We start from the raw sequence: 22,643 nt of genomic DNA, 5'->3' as shown, positions 1-22,643 counted from the left end.
GATCACCCGCTATCCATCGCAGGCACACCCGACGCCCTTGTGGCAGGATTTGTTTCGGCTGATGCAGGAGTCGCCGCAGGCCTTGCCCTTGCGGCAGGTCTTGCAGCAGGCCGCATTCAAAACGATCCCCTTTGAGAGCGCCTCGATCCGGGCTCTCAGATCATGTGGCGCGTTAGGAACCAAAGAAATGGGGGCAGCAAAGGCCTGTCCCGACAGGAAAAGCGCCAGGAAACCAACACGAAGAAAAAGCTGCATAAAACACTCGCTTCCAGAAAATTCTGTCGCGAGTATACGGCGGTTTCGGTGAAAAGGTTAAGGAATAGTTAACTTTTCTCGGTGATCGGCGACAGGCCCGCCAGATCACGTCACAGCCCATCCACGACACAACCTGTCGGAAACCGGCTCGCACCCTGCGCACACTCGCGCAAGCATGAAGCTCAGTCGCAAGGAGGGCCGCGCCATGAAAACCACCACCCGTGTCTGCGTCATCGGCGGCGGTGTCGTCGGCTGTTCGGTGCTGTATCACCTGACCAAGCTCGGCTGGTCGGATGTCATGCTGATCGAACGGTCGGACCTCACCTCGGGCAGCACCTGGCACGCAGCAGGTGGGTTTCACACGCTCAATGGCGATACCAACATGGCGGCGCTGCAGGGCTATACCATTCGCCTTTACAAGGAGTTGGAAGAGATCACCGGCATGTCCTGCGGTCTGCACCACGTCGGCGGCGTGACGCTTGCCGACAACCCCGACCGGTTCGACATGCTCCTGGCTGAGCGCGCCAAGCATCGCTATATGGGCCTTGAGACGGCAATCGTCACCCCTGATGAGATCGCGAAAATCGCCCCCATCGTGAACCTCGAGGGCATCCTTGGCGGGCTTTACGATCCGCTGGACGGGCACCTTGACCCGTCGGGCACCACCCATGCCTATGCCAAGGCGGCGCGGATGGGCGGGGCCGTGATCGAAACCCACTGCAAGGTTCTGGAAACCAATTCCCGCCCCGATGGTAGTTGGGTCGTCGTGACCGAAAAAGGCACCATCCACGCCGAACACGTGGTCAACGCCGGCGGCCTTTGGGCGCGCGAGGTGGCGGCGATGGCCGGCACCTACCTGCCGCTGCACCCGATGGAGCATCAGTATATCGTCACAGATGACATCGCCGCGATTTATGAGCGGGACAGCGAACACCCGCACGTGATGGACCCCGCGGGCGAATCCTATCTGCGGCAGGAAGGGCGCGGCCTGTGCATCGGCTTCTACGAACAGCCCTGCCGCCCCTGGGCCGTCGACGGCACGCCCTGGGATTTCGGCCATGAATTGCTGCCTGATGACTTTGACAAGATCGGCGACAGCATTGAATTCGCTTACAGACGCTTTCCGGTGCTGGAAAGCGCCGGGGTGAAATCGGTGATCCACGGCCCCTTCACCTTTGCCCCCGATGGCAACCCGCTGGTGGGGCCAGTGCCGGGCTTGCGCAACTACTGGTCGGCCTGCGGCGTCATGGCCGGGTTCAGCCAGGGCGGCGGCGTTGGCCTCACGCTGGCGCAGTGGATGATCGAGGGGGAGCCGGAACGCGATGTGCGCGCCATGGATGTGGCCCGGTTCGGCGGCTGGATCACGCCGGGATACACCCGCCCCAAGGTGGTCGAGAACTATCAGAAGCGGTTTTCGGTCAGCTACCCGAACGAAGAATTGCCCGCCGCGCGGCCCAACCGCACAACGCCGATGTACGACATCTTTGACCGCATGGGCGCGGTCTGGGGTCAGCAATACGGTCTGGAGGTCGCGAACTACTTCGCGGTCGAGGGCGAGCCGCGATACGAAACCCCGTCTTTCCGCCGCTCCGACGCGTTCGACGCGACGGCGCGTGAGGTGAAGGCCGTGCGTGAAGCCGTTGGAATCAATGAGGTTCAAAACTTCGGCAAATACCTCGTCACCGGTCCGCGGGCGCGCGACTGGCTCGATCGCATCATGGCCGGGCGCATCCCCGCGCCGGGCCGTCTGTCGCTGACGCCGATGCTGTCAGAGCGGGGCAAGGTCATCGGCGATTTCACCGTGTCCTGCCTGACGCCCGAGCGGTATCAGCTTACCGCCTCTTACGGCGCGCAGGCCTATCACCTGCGCTGGTTCCTGCGACATCAGGAAGATGGCGCAAGCATCGAGAATATCAGCGACAAACGCACCGGCTTTCAGATCGCCGGGCCGCGCGCCCGCGAGGTGCTGCAGGCGGTGACGCGCAGCGACGTGTCCGACATCGCCTTCATGGACGTGCGCGCGCTGGTGGTCGGCATGACCGATTGCCTGGTGCAGCGGGTCAGCTACACCGGCGATCTGGGGTACGAGATCTACTGCGATCCGATGGCGCAGCGGCAGCTTTGGCAGACCTTGTGGGACGCGGGACAATCCTTTGGCATGCAGCCGTTCGGCATGCGCGCGATGATGAGTTTGCGGCTCGACCGGTTCTTCGGCTCTTGGGGGGCGGAATTCTCGCCCGATTACTCGGCGGCGGAATGCGGTTTGGATCGCTTTATCTCTTTCCGCAAGAACACTGATTTCATTGGCAGATCGGTCGCCGAGGCCGAGCGTGCGACGCCCCCCGACCGCTGCCTTGCGGTGTTCGAGGTCGATGCCGAAGGGGCGGATGCGCACGGATACGAACCGGTCTGGATCGACGGCACGGTTCAGGGTTTCTGTACCTCGGGCGGCTATGCGCACCACACCGGCATGTCGGTCGCCATGGCCTTGATCCCAAGGGACAAAGCGCAGGCGGGATTGCGCGCAGAGATCGAGATTCTGGGCAAGATGCGGCCTGCGACACTGCTGAGCGAACCGGTCTTCGATCCAAAGGGCGCGCGCATGCGCGGCTGAGGCGTTATGATGCGCGCATGCAACCCGTCGCCATCCTGATTCCCGCCGCCGGTTTCGGCACCCGCATGCGCGGGCCGGACAAGCTCTTGCAACCCATCGACGGTGTACCGCTGATCCGCCGTCAGGTGCAACGCGCGCTTGGAGCGGCTCATCACGTGGTCGTCACCCTGCCGTCGACCGACGGGCCCCGCGCGCAGGCGCTTGCGGGCATGCCCATCCGCATGGTCCCGGTGCCCGATGCCGCCGATGGCATGGCGGCCTCGATCCGGCGCGGTGTCGCCACGCTGCCAACCGGCACCTCTGCCGTAGTCATCGCGCCCGCCGACATGCCCGACCTCACGCAAGACGATTTCGCCGCGGTTATCGCCGGGTTCCGGGCGATGCCGCAGGCCACGCTGCAACAGGGCACCGCGGCGGATGGCACGCCGGGGCATCCGGTGCTGTTCCCCGCCGACTGCTTTGTCGCGCTGCGCCAGCTGTGCGGAGACAGCGGCGCGCGTGACATCCTGCGCGCCAATGCGCATCGCCTGCGGCACGTGGCGCTGCCCGGTCGGCACGCGCTGACCGACCTAGACACGCCCGAGGCCTGGGCCGCCTGGCGGGCCGAGAACGCGCTGAGCTGACCCTTGCGAAAGACGAAAAAAATGGAGCGGCCGAAGCCGCTCCATTCCTGTCGTCCCGGCCAAGGATCGAAGCCGGGACAGCTGCATATACCGTCCCGAGAATCCCCGGTTATTTGGTCAGAAGCCGGGCTTCGTGCTTTTTCAGCGAGCGACGTGCTGCCTGGTAGGACCGGATGCCTTCCGCATGTTCAAGCTCGGGGAAGAGCTCGAGGATTTCGTTGCGCTGCGCGTTGCCGATGCCGTTCAGGCTGTAGTCGCCGGGCTGGAAGCTTTCGGTCCAGGCGCCGTTCGACAACACCACTTCGTGCTGGTCGAACATGAAGTGGATGTAGCTCACCCCCAGCGTGCCGACCTCGTCCACACCGTCGAGACCGGTGAGGTGCTTGGCCGCGGCCAGAACCTCGCTTTCCTCGAAATAAAGCGCGGTCTTGTCGTTGTTGACCAGCACGCGGTGGTTCGGCGACACCAGCAGATCGTGCTCCGGCAGACCGTTGCCGAGGCTGCCCTTCTGGATCAGAATCGGGCGCATGTGCGGCTTGCGCGACAGCTCGTGCCCGGTCAGGTCCTTGCGGCCCATCCAGCGGATTTCCTGAATGCCGTTGTCGCGGGTGATGATCCGGTCGCCTTCGCGCAGATCCTCGACCAGCCGTTCGCCCTGCGGCGTGGCAATCAGCGTTCCGGGCGTGAAGCACGGCACCACCTGTTCGATGTTGGTGAAGTCCATCGTGCCGGTGACTTCGCCGTCGCTCAGGAATTCGACCGTGCCGTCGATGCCGTTGGGTTCACGATCCGGACCGTCGTCGTCCAGCGTCACATCGACCAGCCGCCAGTCGACGCCTTCGACGCCCGCACCGCTCAGGTCCAGAATGTCGAAGTCGTCGCCTTCGGACCCGCCGCCGACGATGTCGCCTGCGCCGTCGCTGGCACTGTCGACCACGATCACGTCACGGTCCGCACCGCCATCGATGCTGTCCACACCGGCGCCGCCGTTCAGGGTGTCGCCACCCTGACCACCGATCAGCGTGTCGTCGTCGGCACCGCCGAACAGCAGATCCTCGTCGATGCCGCCGTCCAGAGAGTCATTGCCAGACCCGCCACGCAAAGTGTCGTCATCATCGCCCCCGATCAGCGTATCGTCACCCAGACCGCCAAAGATGCTGTCCCGGTCGTTTTCGGTATTCACGTCGATATCATCGGTCTGCTCGAGCGCAGGGATGTTCGAACCGTCGATGAAGTCGTTGCCCTGGCCACCATCGAGAGAGTCCGAGCCGTGGCCACCGATGATGCTGTCATCGTCGTTGTTGCCGCGGATCGTGTCGTCGTCGATGCCTCCGTCGAGCGTATCGTTGCCCGCCCCGCCTTCGATGGAGTCGGCATCGTCACCGGTGCTGATCACATCATCGCCCAGGTTGCCCAGCACGGTGTCCAGACCGTCGGTCGGGTTCGGATCGCTCAGGAACGTGGTGCCGCCGAAGGTCAGCGGGAAGGCCGGATCGTCGCCTTCGTAATCCGAGAAGGTGTCGACGCCCGCCACGATCGTGTCGTCGCCCGCCCCGCCGGTGATGCTGTCCGAACCCTGTTCGTCGGTGATCAGGTCGGCGCCATCGCCGCCAGAGATGATGTCGTCATCGATCCCGCCTTCAAGCGTGTCGCTGCCGGCGCCACCGGAAATCGTGTCAGCGTCGTCGCCGCCGTCGAAGGTGTCCGGACCAGCGGTGCCGGTGAAGGTATCCAGATCGTCCAGCGGATCGGGGTCTTCGTCCAGGCCGTCGAGCGGATCGAAGGCCTGATCCTCGGGCGGCAGCGGGAAGACGTCCACGTCGATGCGCGGACCGTCTGCGGGCGGCGGCGGTGAGACCGGATCGACCGTCACGGTGATCGTGCCCGTGTCGGTACCGCCGTTGCCATCGTCCACGGTGTAGGTGATCGTATCTTCACCGGTGAACCCGTCGTCCGGCGTGTAGGTCACGGTGCCGTCGTCGTTGATCGTAGCGGTGCCGTTGTCCGGGTCGGACACATCGGTGACCGTCAGCGGATCGTCCTCGGCGTCGGTGTCGTTGTCCAGCACGGGGATGACCACCGGATCACCGTCGGAGTCGGCCGTGTCGTCGTTGGCAACGGGCGGCGTGTTGCCACCATCGTCTTCGACGGTGACGGTCACGGTGGCGGTATCGGTGCCGCCGTTGCCGTCATCGATGGTGTAGGTGAAGGTGTCGGTCCCGGTGAAGCCGTCATCCGGCGTGTAGGTCACGGTGCCATCGCCGTTCAGCACCGCATCGCCGCCGGCGGAATCGCCAAGCTCGGTCACGGTCAGCGGATCGCCATCGGCATCCGTGTCGTTGTCCAGCACGGGAATGACCACGGCCTCACCCGGCGCCACCGTCAGGCTGTCGTCAACCGCATCGGGCGGAGTGTTGTCGCCCCCCGGAGGCGGCGGCGGCGGGGTGTCGCCGACCGTGACGTTCACGGTCGCGGTATCGCTGCCGCCGTTGCCGTCCTCGATCGTGTAGGTAAAGCTGTCGGGACCGGTGTAGCCATCGTTGGGCGTGTAGGTCACGGTGCCGTCGCCGTTGTCGGTCGCGCTGCCGTTTGCGGGCGTGCCCACAGCCACGACGGTCAGCGGATCGCCATCGGGATCGCTGTCATTGTCCAGCACCTCGGCGATCACCGGCTCTCCCGAGGTAGACACGCTGTCGTCCACCGCGTCGGGATCCTGGTTCTCGTCAACCACGTCCACGGTCGAGAAATGCACGTCCGACACCAGAACCGCCTGTTCGGAGTTGCCGCCGTTGCCATAGCCGATTTCGATGCGCGACACCGGGCCTGCAATCTCGACCAGGACCGACCCGTCGGCATCCTCGAAATCCGTGCGGGTTTCGCCGTCGACCACCTGACCCGCGACATTGGCGGTGCCCGAAGCGGTCAGCGACACCGGCACTTCGTTGCCGTCGGCATCATAGGCGCGGATGATCAGGTCGTCTTCCCAATCCAGTCCGGCCATGGTGTCGTCGTAGCGGCTCAGGTCTTCGCCGTTGCCCGCGTCGACGTCGTTCAGGCGGAAGGACACGTTCTGCACGTTGTCGGTGTAAAGATCGTCAGAGGACGAGAAATCCAGAACCGTCATCGAGGTCGGCGTCACACCGGCATCGTCACCGCCATCGCCGTAAAGCTTGAGATGGGAAAACGGATCGAACGGCTCTTCGTCGCCAACATAGCCTTCGGTGGAAAAGGTGAACGCCTCGGCACCGGGATCGGCCTGGCTGAAGGTCACGCTGACCGCCACGCCGCCGGTTTCGACCACCGCAGTTTCGCCCGCGACCAGTGCGGAATTATACGGCCCCAGAAGACCCCAGTCCAAAATCAAATCAGCCATGTTTCGACCCTCTACACTCTCTAACGGGGCATCGCCCCCAACCGCGTCGGCGCGGGGACAATGCACATCGCACTGCCCGTTTCTCGTTGCTCGTCACGCCTGCAAGTTGCGAAGGGATCGCATTATTTCATCCCGCTTTTTCAGCGGATGAAGATCGCCTTTGGCGGCTGACCGGTTGCCCGATCATGCGTCCCTTCACATCCATGCGGATGCACGACAGTTCAGCGGCCGCCCCCGTGGCCAGCAGTCTTCACCCCCCAGTCGGGCTTGGGACGTTAATACTTGGGGCGTTGCTGCGAACAAAGGAGAAAGTGTTCGAAAAAAGATCATAAACGGGCACGTTTCGGACCTCGCCGTCAGATTTGGGCCATAATCCGTCCTGTTGCAGACCGCCATTGTTTCCGATTGACACGCCCAAAACAGTCGATTTCAAGGCTGGACCTACGGTTTCAGAGGAATTACCCCAGTTTGCCCGGATTTCCGTCCAGACGACGTTTCGGGATCGGCAACAAAGCTGACGTGGCGGAAATGTGGCGCTTCGACACCGCAAGCTGCCTCAATCCGGTTGGTGGTTGTTCCACGGCCCGCACCAATACCGCGTATCCATGTGCATTGGCCATTCGAGGCCGCTGCGGATCTTAAGACATTCGCGAATCATTTGCCCTTAATGCGGCGAAAATCCGTCGGATGCGGCGCTTGCAGATCTCATCGCCGGGATTTTCAGTGCGAGGCGCCGCCCCCGCAGGGTCGGGCTGGTACCCAAGGTCGGACTCGAACCGACAAGGCCGTTAAGCCGGGGGATTTTGAATCCCCTGCGTCTACCATTCCGCCACTTGGGCACGGGATTCCTCCTAGCCAAAAGCCGCGGCTGCGTCCAGACCCAATCCGGCGCCCCGCCGGCGCTTGACCTTGCCCGGGCGCCATGGTCTTTCGGCGGCGAAAGGACCCTGCCGATGCTGCGCCGCCTCTACGACTGGACCATTGCCAAGGCAGAGCATCCGCGCGCCCTACGGGTCTTGGCTGCCGTGGCCTTTGTCGAAAGCTCGGTCTTTCCGATCCCGCCCGATGTGCTGATGATCCCGATGATCCTGGCCGCCCCGCGCCGGGCCTGGCTGATCGCGCTGGTGGCGACGGTGGCATCGGTTCTGGGCGGGCTTCTGGGCTATGGCATCGGCTATTTCTTCTATGAACAGATCGGCCAGCCGATCCTGGAAAGCCTGGGCAAGGCCGATGCGATGGCCGAGTTCAACACCCGCTTCAACGACCTTGGCTTCTGGGCCGTGCTCGGCGCGGGTGTCACGCCCTTCCCGTTCAAGGTCATCACCATCATGTCCGGCTGGACCGCGATGCCACTGGCGACCTTCGTGGTCACCGCTATCCTCGCGCGGGCGCTGCGCTTCTTCCTCGTGGCGGCGCTGTTGCGGGCGTTCGGCGCGCCGGTCCGCAAATTCATCGAAGAGCGGCTGGGGCTTGTCTTCACGGTCTTTGTCGTTCTGCTTTTCGCAGGCTTCTACCTGGTGCGCTACCTGTGACCCGCAAGACTCTGATCCTAGTCGCGACGCTCGGGTCGCTCGCGCTGATGCTGGGCGCGCTTGGCTTCCAGTATCTGGGCGGCCTGCCCCCCTGCAAGCTCTGCTACTGGCAGCGCTACCCGCATATCGCCGCCATCGCGATCGGCGGGCTGGCGCTGGCGACCGGGCTGCGCGCCCTGCCCTGGCTCGGTGCGCTGGCAACGCTCGCGACCGCCGGTGTCGGGCTTTATCACACCGGCGTCGAACGCGGCTGGTGGGACGGTCCCAGCACCTGTACCTCCGGCTCCATCGACGGTCTGTCGACCGACGCGCTGCTGGATCAGATCATGGGCGCGCCGCTCATTCGCTGTGACGAGGTCGCCTGGCAGTTGCTGAGCCTGTCGATGGCCAGTTGGAACATGCTGGTGTCGCTGGCGCTCTGCGCGGTCTGGATCGCGGCGGCCCGGCGCTAAAGCCGCGCCGATTTGCGCGTGCTGAGCAGCAGCGAGGTTTCGCTGTTGGCCACACCGTCCAGCCGCCGGATCCGCGCCAGCACCGAGTCCAGCGCCTCGAGGCTGTCAGCCCCGATTTCCGCGATCACATCCCAGCGGCCATTGGTCGAATAAAGCTCGCGCACCTCGGGAAAACCGCCCAGCTGCCGCAGGATCCGGTCGGTGCCGCGCCCCTCGATCCCGATCATAGTCAGCCCGCGCACCGAATCGCGCGCCGCATCCTCGCGCAGCACCACCGTGAAGCCCAGGATATCGCCCGAGGCGCGCAGCTTGTCGATCCGCGCCCGCACGGTCGCCCGCGACAGACCCAAGAGCCCCGCCAGATCCGAAAGCGACGCCCGCGCGTCGTTCCGCAGGGCCGAGATCAGGCGATGATCAGTCGTATCCATTTTGTGCATCCAAACTGCTCACTCTGATCAAAGCATGCACAGATCGGCCAAAATGTCAGGTGGATTCTTTTTCGAACCGGACATTATGTTTGGGGAAACCACTGAAACGCTTGAACAGGACGCATGCCATGACCTCCAAAAACATTCTGCTGATCGGCGCGCCGGTCGACAGCGGCAAGGCCCGGCAGGGCTGCCTCATGGGCCCCGACGCCTACCGCACCGCCCGGATCGCGGGCGCGCTTGGCGATCTGGGCCACACCGTCACCGATCTCGGGAACGTGGCCGCCGATGCCAACGACATCGCGCCCCGCGACGGGTTGCAGAACCTGAGCCAGACCATCGGTTGGACCACCGCGCTCAGCCGTGCGGCCACGGATGCCATGGCGCAGGGCCTGCCGATCTTTCTGGGCGGTGATCACAGCCTGTCGCTGGGGTCGGTCCACGGCGTCGCGGCCCATGCCGCCGCCAAGGGCCAGCCGCAATTCGTGCTCTGGCTCGATGCGCATTCGGATTTCCACACCTGCGAGACGACGACCTCGGGCAACCTGCACGGGACGCCGCTGGCCTACCTCACCGGACGCAACGGCTTTGACGGGTTTCCGCCCGTTCCGCACCCGATCCCGGAACAAAACGTCTGCATCATCGGCCTGCGCTCGGTCGACGGGCCGGAACGTGCCATGCTCGAAGCGTCGGAGATCCGCCGCCACGACATGCGAGACATCGACGAGAACGGCATCGCCAAACCGCTGGGTGCCTTCCTCGACGTGGTGGCGCAGGCGGGCGGCGCGCTGCATGTCTCGCTCGACGTCGATTTCCTCGACCCGTCGGTGGCACCCGCGGTCGGCACCACCGTTCCGGGCGGCGCCACCGTGCGCGAGGCGCATCTGGTGATGGAAATGCTCAACGACTCGGGCCTGATGACCTCGCTCGACCTGGTGGAGCTGAACCCGATGCTGGATGAGCGTGGCCGCACCGCACAACTGATGGTCGACCTCGCCGCCTCGGCCCTGGGCCGCACGGTCTTCGACCGCCCCACCCCCCGCATTCTCTGATTTTCAGGAGCCTCCCATGCCCCCTTCCGACAAAGCCTATGTTCCCTTCGTCTCGGTCGATCACATGATGCAGATCGTGCACCGTGTCGGCCTGCCGCAGATGCTGCGCGGCATCGCCGGCGCCATCGAGGCCGATTTCCAAAGGTGGGAACAGTTCGACAAGACGCCGCGCGTCGCCAGCCATTCCGCCGAGGGCGTGATCGAACTCATGCCCACCTCGGATGGCGCGGTCTACGGCTTCAAATACGTGAACGGCCACCCCGGCAACACGCGCGACGGGCTGCAGACCGTGACGGCCTTCGGTCTGCTTGCCGATGTCGGCACCGGCTATCCGGTGCTGCTGTCGGAAATGACCCTGCTGACCGCGCTGCGCACCGCCGCCATGTCCGCTGTCGCGGCGAAATACCTGGCCCCCCAGGGCGCTACCACCATGGCGATGATCGGAAACGGCGCGCAGGCCGAATTCCAGAGCCTGGCGATGCAGGCCATCCTGGGCATCACCGAGGTGCGGCTTTACGACATCGACGCCGCCGCCACCGCGAAATGCGCCGCGAACCTCGCGGGGACCGGGCTGACCGTCACCGCCTGCACCTCGGCGGAAGAGGCGATCGAGGGCGCGCAGATCCTCACCACCTGCACCGCGGACAAGCAATACGCGACGATCCTGACCGACAACATGGTCGGCGCGGGCGTGCACATCAACGCCATCGGCGGCGACTGCCCGGGCAAGACGGAACTGGCCGCAGAAATCCTCCACCGCGCCGACATTTTCGTCGAATATCCTGAACAGACCCGCATCGAGGGCGAGATACAGCAACTGCCCGCCGACCATCCGGTGACCGAGCTTTGGCAGGTCATCGCGGGCCGCACCCCGGGCCGCCGCAACGACCGGCAGATCACGCTGTTCGATTCGGTGGGCTTCGCGATCGAGGATTTCAGCGCCCTGCGTTTCCTGCGCGATAAAGCCCGGGACACCGGCCTTTTTCTGCCGCTCGACCTGCTGGCCGATCCCGATGATCCGCGCGACCTTTACGGCATGCTCATGCGCGCCGCACCGGCTGCCAGCGCGGCCTGACGGTGGGTTGTAAACCCACCCTACGCGGTCCGGCCCTCACAGCGTACCGCGCTCCCCATTTCTCCGGTTTTCAATAACCTCGGGGAGCGCGAGGGGCTGGCCCCTCGCTCCTGCCGCCACCACTCTTGTGGCAGTCAAAGATAATCGGACCGCTGCAACGCGTATTTCGCCATCTTCTCGTTCAGCGTCCGGCGCGGCAGGCACAGCTCGTCCATCACCGCCGCGATGGACCCCTTGTGCCGCCGCATGGTGTTGTCGATCAGCATCCGCTCGAACGCCTCGACATATTCCTTGAGCGGCTTGCCTTCGGTGGTCATCACCGGCTGCATCTCGTCATGATCCGACATCAGCAGCGACGCGATGGTGCCCGACCCGCGCCGCGATTGCAGCACCGCGCGTTCGGCAAGGTTGATGAGCTGGCGCACGTTGCCGGGCCAGGGCGCCTGCAGCAGTTGGGCGGCTTCCTGTGCGCTCACCTGCGGCGCGTCGCAGCCGTATTCCTCGGCATATTGCTCGGACAGGCGGGTGAACAGGGTCAGGATATCCTCGCCCCTCTGGCGCAGCGGCGGCACGGTGATCTTGAGCGCGGCCAGCCGGTAGTAAAGGTCCGGGCGCAGCGCGTTTTCGCAGGTCCGGCCTTCGTCCTGCAGATTGCAGATGGCGACGATGCGAGTTTCGGGCGGGCTGCCCTGGTCGTTGATCACCGACAGCAGTTTGGCCTGCGCGGCATCCGTCAGCGCCTCCACATCCTCGAGCACGAGCGTCCCGCCGCGCGCCTCTTCCATCGCGGGCAGACGGCTGTCATCGGCCGCCATCGGCCCGAAAAGCCGCCGGGTCAGCGTGTCCTCGTCCATCGCGGCACAGGACAGCAGCACGAATTTCTTGCCCGCGCGGCTGCCCACCGCATGCAGCGCATGGGCGATCAGCGTCTTGCCGGTGCCGGTTTCGCCGTCGATCAGCACATGGCCATCGGCCTGACCGAGGTCGAGCACATCCTCGCGCAGCCGTTCCATCGCCGGGGAGGCGCCGATCAGCTTGCGCATGATCTGGCCGCCGTCCGACAGTTCCTTGCGCAGGGCGCGGTTGTCCAGCGTCAGGCGGCGCGCATTGGTGGCCTTCTTGGCCAGTTCCGACATGCGGTCGGGGTTGAACGGCTTTTCCAGGAAATCGAAGGCGCCGATGCGCATCGCCTCGACCGCCATCGGCACGTCGCCGTGTCCGGTGATCATGATCACCGGCAGCGCGGAATCCCCGCCCATGAGCTTGCGCAGAAGCTGGATGCCGTCCATCCCCGGCATCCGGATGTCCGAGATCACGATGCCGGGATAGTCGGCCCCGACCGCCCCCAGCGCCTCTTCACCGCTGGAAAAGACCTCCGTGTCGTAGCCCGACAGCGCCAGCCACTGGCTGATCGACTGACGCATGTCCTTTTCGTCATCGACAATCGCTATTTTCATCGCCTTCGACATGTCCTGGTCCCTATTCCGCCGCCTGGCTCTCTTCGTTCCATATGGGAAGCTGCATTTCGAACACCGCCCCGCCGGCCTCTGCATTGCGCGCGATCAACCGACCGCCAAGGTCGTTGACGATGCCCGAGGAAATGGCAAGCCCCAGTCCGACACCGTCTCCCGGCTGCTTTGTGGTGTAAAAGGGCTCGAACAGCGCGTCGAGGTCCTCGATCCCGTAACCGTTGTCTCGCACGGTCAGCGTCGCCGTTTCGCCGCTGGCCAGGATGATGTCAACCTGCGGGTCGTCCACCGCCTTGGTGGCGTCCAGCGCATTGCGCAGCAGGTTGATCATCACCTGCTCGATCCGCATCCGGTCGCCCAAGACCCGCACCGGGGTGTCGGGCACGATGCGGGTGATCTGCACCTTGCGGGATTTCAGCTGCGGCTCCATCATCGACAGGCTTGCCGCCAGCGCATCGCCCATATCCACGGGCGAAAACTCGGCCTGGCCCTTGCGGGCATAGGATTTCAGCTGCCGGGTGATGCCGCCCATGCGTTCGATCAGATCGTCGATCCGGTGAAACGCCGTCAACGCCTCGTCCGGGCGGTTGCGCCGCAACAGCAGCCGCGCGCCCGCGAGATACGTCTTCATCGCCGCCAGCGGCTGGTTCAGTTCGTGACTGACCGCCGCCGACATCTCCCCCAATGCGGCAAGCTTGGAGCTTTGGGCAAGCGTCTGTTCGGCCACGGCAAGCGTCTCCTGCACCCGTTCGCGCTCGGCGATTTCCCGCTGTAAACGCAGGTTGAGCTGGCGCAGTTCCGCCGACTCGCGCTGGAAGAGCGCCATCCGCAGGGCCGTCTTGCGCGACAGGGCATAGAAGGCCAGCGCCGCGAGAATCGCGAACCCCATGATTTCCAGGGCAAGCACCCCGTTCACCCGTTCGCGGACGCTCGAATACGTGGTGAAGCTGGTCATCGACCAGCCGCGGAACGGGATGCGGCCCGCGATGCTCATCACCGCCTCGCCCTGGACATAGGCATCGGCGGGTAGCGCGGTCCAGTCGGCGGTGGCCTGGATCGCCCGTTCGATGGCGCTGTCGGGCGGTTCGCGCTGCAAGGCGACGCTGGGGGTCAGCCCGCGCCAGCGCGGTTCGGTGGCAAGGATGATCGTGCCTTCGGAATTGGTGACCAGCACCGCGTCGGAAATTCCCGCCCAGGAGCGTTCGAACTTGGCCAGATCAACCTCGACCACGATGACGCCGATGGCGCTGCCCTGGCTGTCCATCCGGCGCGAATAGGTAAAGGAGTAGCCGCCCGTTTCGCGCTGCAGCGTCGTGAAAACGGTCGCGTTCGAGCGCAGCGCGTCGACGTAATAGGGCATGTTGCGATGCGATTCGCCCAACCGGTTGCGGTCGGTCGCGGCCACCGTGCGGCCGTCGCTGTCCAGCATCATCAACGAGGCTGCGCCGATTTCATCGACGTAAGAGATCAGCCGCTGCGAGCTTTGGCTGTAGTCCGATGAATTGAGCGCCCCGATCAGGGACGGGTCGCGCGACAGAAGCTGCGGCACGATGGCGTTGCGGCGCAGTTCCGACAGCAGGTTGCCGGAGTAAAGCGCCAGCCGCAGTTCGGCGCGGTTGCGGGTGGTTTCGGTAAACCGGTCGGTCAGCAGCGCGTTGGTGATCCAGACCGTGGCCACGGCAAGCAGAAAGAGCACGGCCAGCGCCACCCGCAAGCGCCAGCTTAGCGGGGCGGTGCGACGGTCGGCCAGCGGCAGCTTGCGGGGTGTCTTCATGCGCGCCAGAATACGCCGCGCGCCGCGACGGCTCAAGTCACGCGTTTTCCAGCGCCTTGGCCAGATGGGCGAAAAGGCGCGCACCATCGGTGTTGCCCTGGGCCGGATCGGCGGCGCGTTCGGGATGCGGCATCATCCCCAGCACCCGGCGGTTGTCCGACAGGATGCCGGCGATGTCGCGGTCCGACCCGTTGGGGTTGGCACCATAGCGAAAGGCGATGCGATCCTCACCAGCCAGCCGGTCCAGCGTTGCGGCATCGGCGGTGTAGTTGCCGTCGTGATGGGCGATGGGAATGCGGATTTCGTCGCCCGCGCCGTAGCCTTGGGTATAGACGCTGTCCGTGGTGCCCACGACCAGCGGCACGGTACGGCAGATGTACTTGAGCCCCGCGTTGCGCAAAAGCGCGCCGGGCAGCAGGCCGGTTTCCGCGAGCACCTGAAAGCCGTTGCAGATCCCCAAGGCATAGCCGCCCCTGTCGGCATGGGCCTTCACCGCGCGGCAGATCGGCGAATTGGCGGCAATCGCCCCGCAGCGCAGATAGTCGCCAAAGGAAAAGCCGCCCGGGATGCCGACGATGTCGATGCCCGCGGGCAGGTCGGTGTCCTTGTGCCAGACCATGCTGACATCGCAGCCCGCCGCGGCAAAGGCTGTGGCCAGATCACGGTCGCAGTTCGACCCGGGAAAGACGATGACAGCTGCTTTCATGGGGCACGTTCCTCCTGGTCAGATGCGAAGACGCCCGCAAGGGCGGATAAGCTGCTCCTCCGCCCTTGCGGGCGTCCTCGCGAACGCTCAGCTCATTTCGATCCGGTAGCTTTCGATCACGGTATTGGCGAGCAGCTTTTCGCACATGTCCCTGACCGTCGCCTCGGGCGTCCCATCGGCCAGGTCAAGCTCGATCACCTTGCCCTGCCGCACGCCCTGCACGCCGTCAAAGCCCAGCCCCCCCAGCGCATGCTGCACGGCGGCCCCCTGCGGATCCAGAACGCCGTCCTTCAGCATCACAAACACACGTGCCTTCATCTTTCTCTCCGCCCGCAGCGGGACAGCGGCCCCCTGCGTGTTCTTCCCAGTCAATCCCAGAATGTCCCCAGCGCAGACCGCCGGGGGTCGCGTCAGTTGATCAGCGTCGGCTTGGTCATCTGCGTGGCGTTCTTGGGCATCACCCCCAGCCGCCGCGCCACTTCGGTATAGGCATCCGTCAGCGACCCCAGATCGCGGCGGAACACGTCCTTGTCGAGCTTCTGGCCGGTCTCCAGATCCCACAGGCGGCAGCTGTCGGGCGAAATCTCGTCGGCCACGATCAGACGCTGGAAATCGCCGTCGTAAACGCGGCCGATCTCGATCTTGAAGTCCACGAGGCGGATGCCCACGGCCATCATCACGCCCGACAGGAAATCGTTGACCCGCAGCGCGAGGCTCAGGATGTCGTCCATGTCCTGCTGGCTGGCCCAGCCGAAGGCGGCGATGTGTTCCTCTGTCACCAGCGGATCACCCAAGGCATCGTCCTTGTAGCAGTATTCGACGATGGGCCTCGGCAGCGCGGTGCCTTCCTCGATCCCCAGACGCTTGGACAGCGATCCGGCAGCGTAGTTGCGCACGATGATTTCCAGCGGAATGATCTCGGCCGCGCGCACCAGCTGTTCACGCATGTTCAGCCGCTTGATGAAATGCGTGGGCACGCCGATGCCGTTCAGCCCGGTCATGAAGAATTCCGACAGCCGGTTGTTCAGCACGCCCTTGCCGTCGATCACGTCCTTTTTCTGCGCATTGAACGCGGTGGCATCGTCCTTGAAATACTGCACGATGGTGCCCGGTTCGGGGCCTTCGTACAGGATCTTCGCCTTGCCTTCGTAGATCTTCTTGCGCCGTGCCATTTCGGACCTTTCCAAACGGGACAACCGCGCTTGAAGCGCGGTGTCGCGCTTCCATAAGCCAAGCAGCGGGCCGCCGCAAGGGCGGCCCGCCCCGACCTCAGGCGCGAGAGCGGCGTGGCCCCGCAAAGAGGGCGTAAAGCCGGTTCTTGAGGCTGTTCGGATCGCCGCGCGAGGTGTTGTCCACGCCCTTGGGCGGCGGCGCCTTGGCCCGCGGGCCGAAGAGCTCCAGCTCCTGCTCGTGGAAATGCGAGCTGGGGTGCAGGATGCAGATCGTGTCGGTCTGCGCGTCCAGCTGTCCCTCTTTCAGCAGCCGCAGGCGCATCTTCATCTTGTCACCCTCGGCGCCCAGCGTGTCCGAATCCTCGAACACGTGGCCGTGCTCAAGAACCATGGACACGGCCTCGAAGACCCTGCGCACCGCCTCCGCCGGTTCCACCGGCGCCCAGAGCATGGCGATCTCCTGACCGGTGAAGGCGGCAAGGCCAACGGACGAGGCCGTCACGCCCTGCGGAGTCTCGGGGTTGGGCATCAGTTCCATCCCGAAGTGAATCCATTGCAGCAAGGGCACCTCGCCACGCGCGGCCTTCTGTGCCGCAGCGACCCAACTGTCCGGCATTGTCAGCGTATCGCCGTTCGGCCAGTAGACCAGTTCCGCCACCGGCAGCGCGGCAAAGACCGCCGCCACCGCCGTCACCCGCCGCGCCGCGTCGAACCGCGCCTCAAGCGAGTTGTCGACGCTGTTGGCCTGGATGCACAGGCAGCAGGTGTGCCGTGCCACCGCCGCGCCTGCTTCGGGCGAATTGAAGCGGTTCTTGTGCAAAAGGTCCGGCCAGTTGGCGAGGTCGCAGCGCCCCGGCATCGAGTGCATGCCGATCATGCCCGGAATGTTGTCGGCGCCCTTGGGAAAGAGCGACGCCACCAGCACGTCGCCTACGGTGAAGGGGCCGTCGTGTTCGGCACCCTCCTCCTCGTAGAAACTGTCGCCCCAGCCGAGCGTCGGGTAGTCCTCCTTCAACGCCGCGACGATCTCGTGCATCCGGAAGGTCACCGGCTCCGAGAGCAGCACATAGGCGTAGAAGGAGTCGTTCAGCCGTTTGTCACTGTAGCGCCCAGTCATCAGGCGGCCCGCGGCGCGCGGTGCAGCATCATCAGCACCTCGAAGATCTGGATAAAGCGCTCGGGCGGGATCATCATGGTCTGGCCCATGACCTTCAGCGCCTCGAACTCGCTCTTGTCGACGTGCCCGTCAGCCGCCGACACGCGCACCGCAAAGCACAGCGCAGTCTCGCGCATCTCTTGCGGCATAACCGCGACCGCCTCCTTGAAGATCGCCTGCGCGCCGCGCTTTTTCATGTCGATCACGATTTCCTTGATCAGCGCCTCTGTCCGGTCATAGCCCAGGCGCAGGAAAACCGCGTTCTGCGCGCAAAGCGTCACGATCTCGCGCGTCTCGCTTTCCTCGAACTTGCCGTCGGCGGCGCCCGCCAGCACCGGCATGGTCAGCATCGCGCGCGCCAGCGTTGTGTCCACCGGTTCGACCTTGCCTTTGCGCAGATTTGAAAACAGTCCCATTCGTCCTTCTCCTTCGATAGGTTGCCGTTCTGACGCCAACAGGCATCACCGGGAATCGCGGCCAGATTGTGGACGGGATCGGACATTTGCGGGAAAAGACGCGTCCCGCGGCGCGGGTCCGTGCCCGCATTGCCGCAATCGGGCCGCCAAGCCTTGCGAAACGGCCCTCGGGGCGGCATATCGGAATGTGACCACCACCCCGAAGGGAGCGACAGAGATGAGCACATTCGACGACCGCGAGAACGCGTTTGAGAACAAGTACGCCCACGACGAGCAGATGAAATTCCGCGCCGAGGCACGGCGCAACAAACTGCTGGGCCTCTGGGCCGCAGAGCTTCTGGGCAAGTCCGGCAGCCAGGCCGAGGACTATGCCAAAGAGGTGGTGAAAGCCGATTTCGAAGAGGCCGGGTACGAAGACGTGATCCGCAAGGTGTCGGGCGACCTGGGCGACAAGGCCACGGACGCCGAAATCCGCGCCAAGCTGGTGGAATGCGAAGCCCAGGCCAAGGCGCAGTTGCTGGCCGAAGGCTGACATCGCCACATGACGAAAGCAGGGCCCTGGTCGGCCCTGCCCCGCTTTCCTTCGTCGCATCCACCGCATTTCATAATCAAGATGAAGATTATGGCGGTCGCGCCCCCTGACCTTCCGTGAGATACGTGCGCGGCCCGAAAACAGGATCCTGACATGACCAACGCCCTTTCAAAGCTGCTGGAAACCCGCGACTGGCTGATGGCCGATGGCGCGACCGGCACCAATCTTTTCAACATGGGGCTGAGTTCTGGCGACGCGCCCGAGTTCTGGAACGAGACCGAGACCGACAAGATCCGCACGCTTTATCGGGGCGCTGTCGATGCGGGCAGCGACATCTTCCTGACCAACTCCTTTGGCGCCAACGCCTCAAGGCTCAAGCTGCACGACGCGCAGGACCGGGCCCGCGAATTGTCGCGGCTGAGCGCCGAGATCGCGCGCGAGATCGCCGACAGCGCCGACCGCCCCATCGTGGTGGCCGGGTCGGTGGGCCCCACCGGTGACATCATGCAGCCCGTCGGCACGCTGAGCCATGCCGACGCGGTCGAGATGTTTCATGAAACCGCCGAAGGCCTCAAGGAAGGCGGGGCCGATGTTCTGTGGGTCGAAACAATCTCTGCCCCCGAGGAATTCCGCGCGGCCGCCGAGGCCTTCAAGCTCGCCGACATGCCCTGGTGCGGCACCATGAGTTTCGACACCGCCGGGCGCACGATGATGGGCGTGACCTCCGCCGATATGGTGGGGATTGTCGAGGCGCTGGAGAATGCGCCGCTCGCCTTTGGCGCAAACTGCGGCACCGGCGCGTCCGACATCCTGCGCACCACGCTGGGCTTCAGGGCGCAGGGGGCGTCCCTGCCGATCATCGCCAAGGGCAATGCGGGCATCCCGAAATATGTCGATGGACACATCCATTACGACGGCACGCCCGAACTGATGGCCGATTACGCGGTTATGGCGCGCGATTCCGGCGCGACGATCATCGGCGGCTGCTGCGGCACCATGCCCGAACATTTGCGCGCCATGCGCGAGGCGCTGGAAACCCGCCCGCGCGGCAACGCGCCGACGCTGGATCAGATCGTGGCCGCCCTTGGTGCCTTCACCTCCGAAGGCGACGGCACCGGCGACGATACGGCAGCGCCCAAGCGCGAACGCCGGGGCCGCCGCCGCAGCTGACGGACCGGATGCGACCGTCAGGCCTCGTTGCCGTCGGTCGCATCGGTGTTCTGATCGCCCGCGACGATGATGTTGCCTTGGGAACCGCCGGTCAGCGGCCAGCGAGCACCCAGGAACCGGCGCTTGGGAAATTTCTTGATGTTGACCGCATCGCTCTGGTTGCCGCCAAGGATGTGGTAATGGCCGGAATCCTCGCCGGTATAGAATCCGACGTGCCCCTTGCCACTGGCCCTTGTATCCCGCCAAAACACGATGACCGCGCCAAGCTGCGGCTCGCAATCCTCGCCGAAGTTCAGCCAGTTTCGCGCGCGCAGGAACAGATTGGGCAGCGGTTCATTGCCCAGGGTCGATCCGATGCAATGCGCGACGAACAGCCCGCACCACGGGATATCATCGCCGGCATAGTCGAGGTCCAGCTCTTCGGCCATGCGGATGATCGCCGGGTTCGATCCCGGACCGGTGTCTTCTTCCAGGCCGATCAGGCGGTTCGCCTCGTCATACCACGGCATGTTGTCAAAGCTCGGCGGCTCGGCCCCTGTGGAGGCCCCGAAAAGCGCGGCACTGGTCAGCGGCCCTACGATGCCGTCGGCCACCAGCCCGCGACTGCGTTGAAAGGCCTTGACCGCGCCTATGGTCAAGCGGCCCCGGATCCCGTCGATGGGGCCGGGGTTAAAGCCAAGATGCATGAGGCGTTTCTGGATTCGTCTCCAATCACTCGGGGTCATAATCGTCCCTTTCAAATGTTCGATGTCAAAAAAGTTCGCGTGCAAATGCGCGACCACACTACACCAAAAAGGGTGATTTGTCATCCGCCCGCGGACAGCGTCGGCTCAAAACAGCGAAAGCTGGTCCCCGGCCCGGGCAGGCGGCGCGAACAGATCGGTGCGCAGCGGCGCGGTCCTGTCCGCCAACCCCAACCGCTTGCAGGCCAGCTCGAAGCGGTGCGCGATCACGGCGGCATAGGGGCCGGAGCCGCGCATGCGGTGGTGCCAGCGGGCGTCGTAATCCTTGCCACCGTGCATATCGCGCAGATGCCCCATGATGCGCGTCGCGCGGTCAGGGTAATGCTCGGCCAGCCACTCCTGCCAGAGCGGCGAAACCTCGAGCGGCAGGCGCAACATGATCCAGCTTGCCGCGTCCGCGCCCGCCTCGGCCCCCGCCGCCAGGATCGCCTCAAGCTCCGGATCGGTCAGCGCGGGGATCATCGGCGAGGCCATGACCCGCACCGGGATGCCCGCCTGCGCCAGCCGCGCGATGGTGGCCAGACGGCGTTTCGGCGCGGGCGCGCGCGGCTCCATCCGCCGCGACAGCTGCGGATCGAGCGTGGTCACGGAAATGCCGACCCGCGCCAGACCCTGTGCCGCCATCGGGGCCAGAATGTCGATATCGCGTTCGATCAGCGTGCCTTTGGTCACGATGGCGACGGGATGGCTGAAGTCCCGCAGCACCGTCAGACAGGCGCGCATGATGCCGCGATCCCGCTCCAGCGGCTGATAGGGGTCGGTGTTGGTGCCGATGGCCAGTGGCGCGGGCTGATATCGCCGCGCCCGCAGCTCTTTCGCCAGCACCTCGGGTATGTCGGGCCGCGCGATCAGCCGGGTTTCGAAATCCAGCCCCGGCGACATCCCCAGCCAGGCATGACTGGGCCGGGCAAAGCAGTAGATGCAGCCATGCTCGCACCCCCGGTAGGGATTGAGCGTCCGGTCAAAGGGCAGATCGGGCGAGGCGACGTAGCTGATGGCGCTGCGGGGGCGCTCCTCGGACACCTCTGTGCGCAGGGGCGGCAGATCCTCGGCCATGTCCCAGCCGTCATGTTCGGCCACCCGCGCGTGTCGTTCATAGCGGCCGGTGTCGCAACTGGCCGCACCCCGGCCCTTGCGACGCTCGGGCGGCAGTATGTTGTCGGGCGATGACATAATCCATCTTGTAGAACAAAATATGAACACCCGCAATCCGACCTGTCGTCGAAAAGGCACAAACCGGCGCATAAGCCCCCGCCACGTCGGTCAATAAACGGCCAGTGTCGCAAAATGCCATGTTGCAGGTGGCAAAAACCTTGATTAGTCCGAAAAGTGCTTTGCGCGTGATCCGCGCCGACAGCGAGGAATTGCAATGTCCGACGAAGAAGACGATATCATCCTGTCCGAACTGGACGACGATGAACTGGTTCAGCAGATGTTCGACGACCTCTACGACGGTCTCAAGGAAGAGATCGAGGAAGGCGTGAACATCCTTCTGGAACGCGGGTGGGAACCCTACGACATCCTGACCAAGGCGCTTGTGGGCGGCATGACCATCGTTGGCAAGGACTTCCGCGACGGCATCCTGTTCGTGCCCGAGGTGCTGCTGGCCGCCAACGCGATGAAGGGCGGCATGTTCATCCTCAAGCCCCTGCTGGCCGAAACCGGCGCGCCGACGATCGGCAAGATGGTGATCGGCACGGTCAAGGGCGACATCCACGACATCGGCAAGAACCTTGTCGGCATGATGATGGAAGGCGCCGGGTTCGAGGTGGTAGACCTCGGGATCAACAACCCGGTCGAGAACTACATCGATGCCGCCGAAGCCGAAAAGGCCGACATCGTCGGCATGTCGGCGCTTCTGACCACGACGATGCCCTATATGAAAGTCGTGATCGACACGATGGTCGAAAAGGGCATTCGCGACGATTATATCGTGCTGGTCGGCGGCGCGCCGCTGAACGAGGAATTCGGCAAGGCCATCGGCGCCGACGCCTATTGCCGCGACGCCGCCGTAGCGGTGGAAACGGCGAAAGAGTTCGTTCTGCGCAAGCACAACCGCCGCGCCGCGGTCTGATTTGCCACTCGGAAACGGCCCCGGACC

Annotated in this window: 21 protein-coding genes and 1 tRNA gene; 9 read left to right on the top strand and 13 right to left on the bottom strand. The window is 64.7% G+C overall.

Annotated elements, in window-relative coordinates:
* Window positions 1-9 precede the first annotated feature (9 nt).
* On the bottom strand, window positions 10-255 hold the full coding sequence (locus ACOXXX_RS01130; RefSeq protein WP_422824695.1) for a hypothetical protein: 246 nt from the start codon (window positions 253-255) through the stop codon (window positions 10-12).
* Between the two features lie 205 nt (window positions 256-460).
* Here ACOXXX_RS01130 and ACOXXX_RS01125 point away from each other — a divergent pair, with 205 nt between their 5' ends.
* Both ACOXXX_RS01125 and ACOXXX_RS01120 read left to right on the top strand, forming a co-directional pair.
* On the top strand, window positions 461-2,869 hold the full coding sequence (locus ACOXXX_RS01125; RefSeq protein WP_422824694.1) for a GcvT family protein: 2,409 nt from the start codon (window positions 461-463) through the stop codon (window positions 2,867-2,869).
* A gap of 17 nt (window positions 2,870-2,886) precedes the next feature.
* On the top strand, window positions 2,887-3,492 hold the full coding sequence (locus ACOXXX_RS01120; RefSeq protein WP_422824693.1) for a nucleotidyltransferase family protein: 606 nt from the start codon (window positions 2,887-2,889) through the stop codon (window positions 3,490-3,492).
* A gap of 109 nt (window positions 3,493-3,601) precedes the next feature.
* Here ACOXXX_RS01120 and ACOXXX_RS01115 read toward each other — a convergent pair whose 3' ends face one another.
* A complete protein-coding gene (locus ACOXXX_RS01115; RefSeq protein WP_422824692.1) occupies window positions 3,602-6,865 on the bottom strand; it encodes an Ig-like domain-containing protein in 3,264 nt (1,087 codons plus the stop codon).
* Window positions 6,866-7,618: 753 nt separating this feature from the next.
* Window positions 7,619-7,704: transfer RNA gene (locus ACOXXX_RS01110), tRNA-Leu, on the bottom strand.
* Between the two features lie 114 nt (window positions 7,705-7,818).
* Between ACOXXX_RS01110 and ACOXXX_RS01105 the strand changes: the two genes are divergently transcribed.
* Both ACOXXX_RS01105 and ACOXXX_RS01100 read left to right on the top strand, forming a co-directional pair.
* A complete protein-coding gene (locus ACOXXX_RS01105; protein WP_422824691.1) occupies window positions 7,819-8,397 on the top strand; it encodes a YqaA family protein in 579 nt (192 codons plus the stop codon).
* Window positions 8,394-8,849 carry a disulfide bond formation protein B gene (locus tag ACOXXX_RS01100; RefSeq protein ID WP_422824690.1) on the top strand — a complete coding sequence of 152 codons (456 nt, stop codon included), beginning with the start codon at window positions 8,394-8,396 and terminating at the stop codon, window positions 8,847-8,849. The genes ACOXXX_RS01105 and ACOXXX_RS01100 overlap by 4 nt, the downstream gene beginning before the upstream one ends.
* On the opposite strand, the gene ACOXXX_RS01095 is transcribed toward ACOXXX_RS01100, so the two are convergent.
* Window positions 8,846-9,277, bottom strand: coding sequence for an Lrp/AsnC family transcriptional regulator (locus tag ACOXXX_RS01095; RefSeq protein WP_422824689.1), 432 nt, complete (start codon window positions 9,275-9,277; stop codon window positions 8,846-8,848). The two genes, ACOXXX_RS01100 and ACOXXX_RS01095, sit on opposite strands and share 4 nt — an antisense overlap.
* A gap of 128 nt (window positions 9,278-9,405) precedes the next feature.
* On the opposite strand from ACOXXX_RS01095, the gene rocF reads away from it, so the two are divergent.
* Together rocF and ACOXXX_RS01085 are read left to right on the top strand one after the other, a co-directional pair.
* Window positions 9,406-10,329 carry an arginase gene (gene rocF, locus ACOXXX_RS01090; RefSeq protein ID WP_422824688.1) on the top strand — a complete coding sequence of 308 codons (924 nt, stop codon included), beginning with the start codon at window positions 9,406-9,408 and terminating at the stop codon, window positions 10,327-10,329.
* Between the two features lie 16 nt (window positions 10,330-10,345).
* On the top strand, window positions 10,346-11,404 hold the full coding sequence (locus ACOXXX_RS01085) for an ornithine cyclodeaminase (protein WP_422824687.1): 1,059 nt from the start codon (window positions 10,346-10,348) through the stop codon (window positions 11,402-11,404).
* A 134-nt stretch (window positions 11,405-11,538) separates the two neighbouring features.
* Here the strand turns inward: ACOXXX_RS01085 and ACOXXX_RS01080 are convergent, their stop codons facing one another.
* The 7 genes from ACOXXX_RS01080 to ACOXXX_RS01050 form a co-directional block, all read right to left on the bottom strand.
* Complete coding sequence (locus tag ACOXXX_RS01080; RefSeq protein ID WP_422824686.1) at window positions 11,539-12,873, bottom strand: sigma-54-dependent transcriptional regulator; 1,335 nt, start codon at window positions 12,871-12,873, stop codon at window positions 11,539-11,541.
* A 10-nt stretch (window positions 12,874-12,883) separates the two neighbouring features.
* A complete protein-coding gene (locus ACOXXX_RS01075) occupies window positions 12,884-14,647 on the bottom strand; it encodes a sensor histidine kinase (protein WP_422824685.1) in 1,764 nt (587 codons plus the stop codon).
* Window positions 14,648-14,684: 37 nt separating this feature from the next.
* Window positions 14,685-15,353 carry a phosphoribosylformylglycinamidine synthase subunit PurQ gene (purQ, locus tag ACOXXX_RS01070; RefSeq protein WP_422824684.1) on the bottom strand — a complete coding sequence of 223 codons (669 nt, stop codon included), beginning with the start codon at window positions 15,351-15,353 and terminating at the stop codon, window positions 14,685-14,687.
* 87 nt (window positions 15,354-15,440) lie between these two features.
* Complete coding sequence (purS, locus tag ACOXXX_RS01065) at window positions 15,441-15,671, bottom strand: phosphoribosylformylglycinamidine synthase subunit PurS (protein WP_422824683.1); 231 nt, start codon at window positions 15,669-15,671, stop codon at window positions 15,441-15,443.
* A 92-nt stretch (window positions 15,672-15,763) separates the two neighbouring features.
* Entirely contained in the window at window positions 15,764-16,525 is a 762-nt protein-coding gene (purC, locus tag ACOXXX_RS01060; protein WP_422824682.1) for a phosphoribosylaminoimidazolesuccinocarboxamide synthase, read from the bottom strand.
* A gap of 97 nt (window positions 16,526-16,622) precedes the next feature.
* A complete protein-coding gene (locus tag ACOXXX_RS01055; protein ID WP_422824681.1) occupies window positions 16,623-17,642 on the bottom strand; it encodes a DUF4261 domain-containing protein in 1,020 nt (339 codons plus the stop codon).
* Entirely contained in the window at window positions 17,642-18,097 is a 456-nt protein-coding gene (locus ACOXXX_RS01050; protein ID WP_422824680.1) for a tellurite resistance TerB family protein, read from the bottom strand. The genes ACOXXX_RS01055 and ACOXXX_RS01050 overlap by 1 nt, the downstream gene beginning before the upstream one ends.
* Before the next feature lie 217 nt (window positions 18,098-18,314).
* Here ACOXXX_RS01050 and ACOXXX_RS01045 point away from each other — a divergent pair, with 217 nt between their 5' ends.
* Window positions 18,315-18,629: a DUF1476 domain-containing protein gene (locus tag ACOXXX_RS01045; protein ID WP_422824679.1), complete on the top strand. Its 315-nt coding sequence runs from the start codon at window positions 18,315-18,317 to the stop codon at window positions 18,627-18,629.
* A 153-nt stretch (window positions 18,630-18,782) separates the two neighbouring features.
* Complete coding sequence (gene bmt / locus ACOXXX_RS01040) at window positions 18,783-19,799, top strand: betaine--homocysteine S-methyltransferase (protein ID WP_422824678.1); 1,017 nt, start codon at window positions 18,783-18,785, stop codon at window positions 19,797-19,799.
* Between the two features lie 17 nt (window positions 19,800-19,816).
* Here the strand turns inward: bmt and ACOXXX_RS01035 are convergent, their stop codons facing one another.
* Together ACOXXX_RS01035 and ACOXXX_RS01030 are read right to left on the bottom strand one after the other, a co-directional pair.
* Window positions 19,817-20,524, bottom strand: a complete 708-nt coding sequence (locus ACOXXX_RS01035; protein WP_422824677.1) for a TIGR02594 family protein — start codon at window positions 20,522-20,524, stop codon at window positions 19,817-19,819.
* Window positions 20,525-20,629: 105 nt separating this feature from the next.
* On the bottom strand, window positions 20,630-21,715 hold the full coding sequence (locus tag ACOXXX_RS01030; protein ID WP_422824676.1) for a PA0069 family radical SAM protein: 1,086 nt from the start codon (window positions 21,713-21,715) through the stop codon (window positions 20,630-20,632).
* A 196-nt stretch (window positions 21,716-21,911) separates the two neighbouring features.
* On the opposite strand from ACOXXX_RS01030, the gene ACOXXX_RS01025 reads away from it, so the two are divergent.
* Complete coding sequence (locus ACOXXX_RS01025) at window positions 21,912-22,616, top strand: corrinoid protein (RefSeq protein ID WP_422824675.1); 705 nt, start codon at window positions 21,912-21,914, stop codon at window positions 22,614-22,616.
* Window positions 22,617-22,643 lie beyond the last annotated feature (27 nt).

It is taken from the genome of Thalassococcus sp. BH17M4-6 (assembly GCF_049323015.1).
In the GTDB taxonomy this organism is placed as follows: domain Bacteria; phylum Pseudomonadota; class Alphaproteobacteria; order Rhodobacterales; family Rhodobacteraceae; genus Puniceibacterium.
The sequence above is the reverse complement of the archived record's forward strand: the minus strand, read 5'-3'. Positions and strand labels throughout refer to the sequence as shown.

What these genes read in the sequence shown, in the direction of transcription:
- ACOXXX_RS01025 (WP_422824675.1), top strand. Translation starts at nt 21,912, where the DNA reads ATGTCCGACGAAGAAGACGATATCATCCTGTCCGAACTGGACGACGAT.
- ACOXXX_RS01055 (WP_422824681.1), bottom strand. Translation starts at nt 17,642, where the DNA reads ATGACTGGGCGCTACAGTGACAAACGGCTGAACGACTCCTTCTACGCC.
- ACOXXX_RS01130 (WP_422824695.1), bottom strand. Translation starts at nt 255, where the DNA reads ATGCAGCTTTTTCTTCGTGTTGGTTTCCTGGCGCTTTTCCTGTCGGGA.
- purS (WP_422824683.1), bottom strand. Translation starts at nt 15,671, where the DNA reads ATGAAGGCACGTGTGTTTGTGATGCTGAAGGACGGCGTTCTGGATCCG.
- ACOXXX_RS01085 (WP_422824687.1), top strand. Translation starts at nt 10,346, where the DNA reads ATGCCCCCTTCCGACAAAGCCTATGTTCCCTTCGTCTCGGTCGATCAC.
- ACOXXX_RS01075 (WP_422824685.1), bottom strand. Translation starts at nt 14,647, where the DNA reads ATGAAGACACCCCGCAAGCTGCCGCTGGCCGACCGTCGCACCGCCCCG.
- ACOXXX_RS01035 (WP_422824677.1), bottom strand. Translation starts at nt 20,524, where the DNA reads ATGACCCCGAGTGATTGGAGACGAATCCAGAAACGCCTCATGCATCTT.
- bmt (WP_422824678.1), top strand. Translation starts at nt 18,783, where the DNA reads ATGACCAACGCCCTTTCAAAGCTGCTGGAAACCCGCGACTGGCTGATG.
- purQ (WP_422824684.1), bottom strand. Translation starts at nt 15,353, where the DNA reads ATGAAAGCAGCTGTCATCGTCTTTCCCGGGTCGAACTGCGACCGTGAT.
- ACOXXX_RS01120 (WP_422824693.1), top strand. Translation starts at nt 2,887, where the DNA reads ATGCAACCCGTCGCCATCCTGATTCCCGCCGCCGGTTTCGGCACCCGC.
- ACOXXX_RS01125 (WP_422824694.1), top strand. Translation starts at nt 461, where the DNA reads ATGAAAACCACCACCCGTGTCTGCGTCATCGGCGGCGGTGTCGTCGGC.
- ACOXXX_RS01115 (WP_422824692.1), bottom strand. Translation starts at nt 6,865, where the DNA reads ATGGCTGATTTGATTTTGGACTGGGGTCTTCTGGGGCCGTATAATTCC.
- ACOXXX_RS01045 (WP_422824679.1), top strand. Translation starts at nt 18,315, where the DNA reads ATGAGCACATTCGACGACCGCGAGAACGCGTTTGAGAACAAGTACGCC.
- purC (WP_422824682.1), bottom strand. Translation starts at nt 16,525, where the DNA reads ATGGCACGGCGCAAGAAGATCTACGAAGGCAAGGCGAAGATCCTGTAC.
- ACOXXX_RS01030 (WP_422824676.1), bottom strand. Translation starts at nt 21,715, where the DNA reads ATGTCATCGCCCGACAACATACTGCCGCCCGAGCGTCGCAAGGGCCGG.
- ACOXXX_RS01050 (WP_422824680.1), bottom strand. Translation starts at nt 18,097, where the DNA reads ATGGGACTGTTTTCAAATCTGCGCAAAGGCAAGGTCGAACCGGTGGAC.
- ACOXXX_RS01080 (WP_422824686.1), bottom strand. Translation starts at nt 12,873, where the DNA reads ATGTCGAAGGCGATGAAAATAGCGATTGTCGATGACGAAAAGGACATG.
- ACOXXX_RS01105 (WP_422824691.1), top strand. Translation starts at nt 7,819, where the DNA reads ATGCTGCGCCGCCTCTACGACTGGACCATTGCCAAGGCAGAGCATCCG.
- ACOXXX_RS01095 (WP_422824689.1), bottom strand. Translation starts at nt 9,277, where the DNA reads ATGGATACGACTGATCATCGCCTGATCTCGGCCCTGCGGAACGACGCG.
- rocF (WP_422824688.1), top strand. Translation starts at nt 9,406, where the DNA reads ATGACCTCCAAAAACATTCTGCTGATCGGCGCGCCGGTCGACAGCGGC.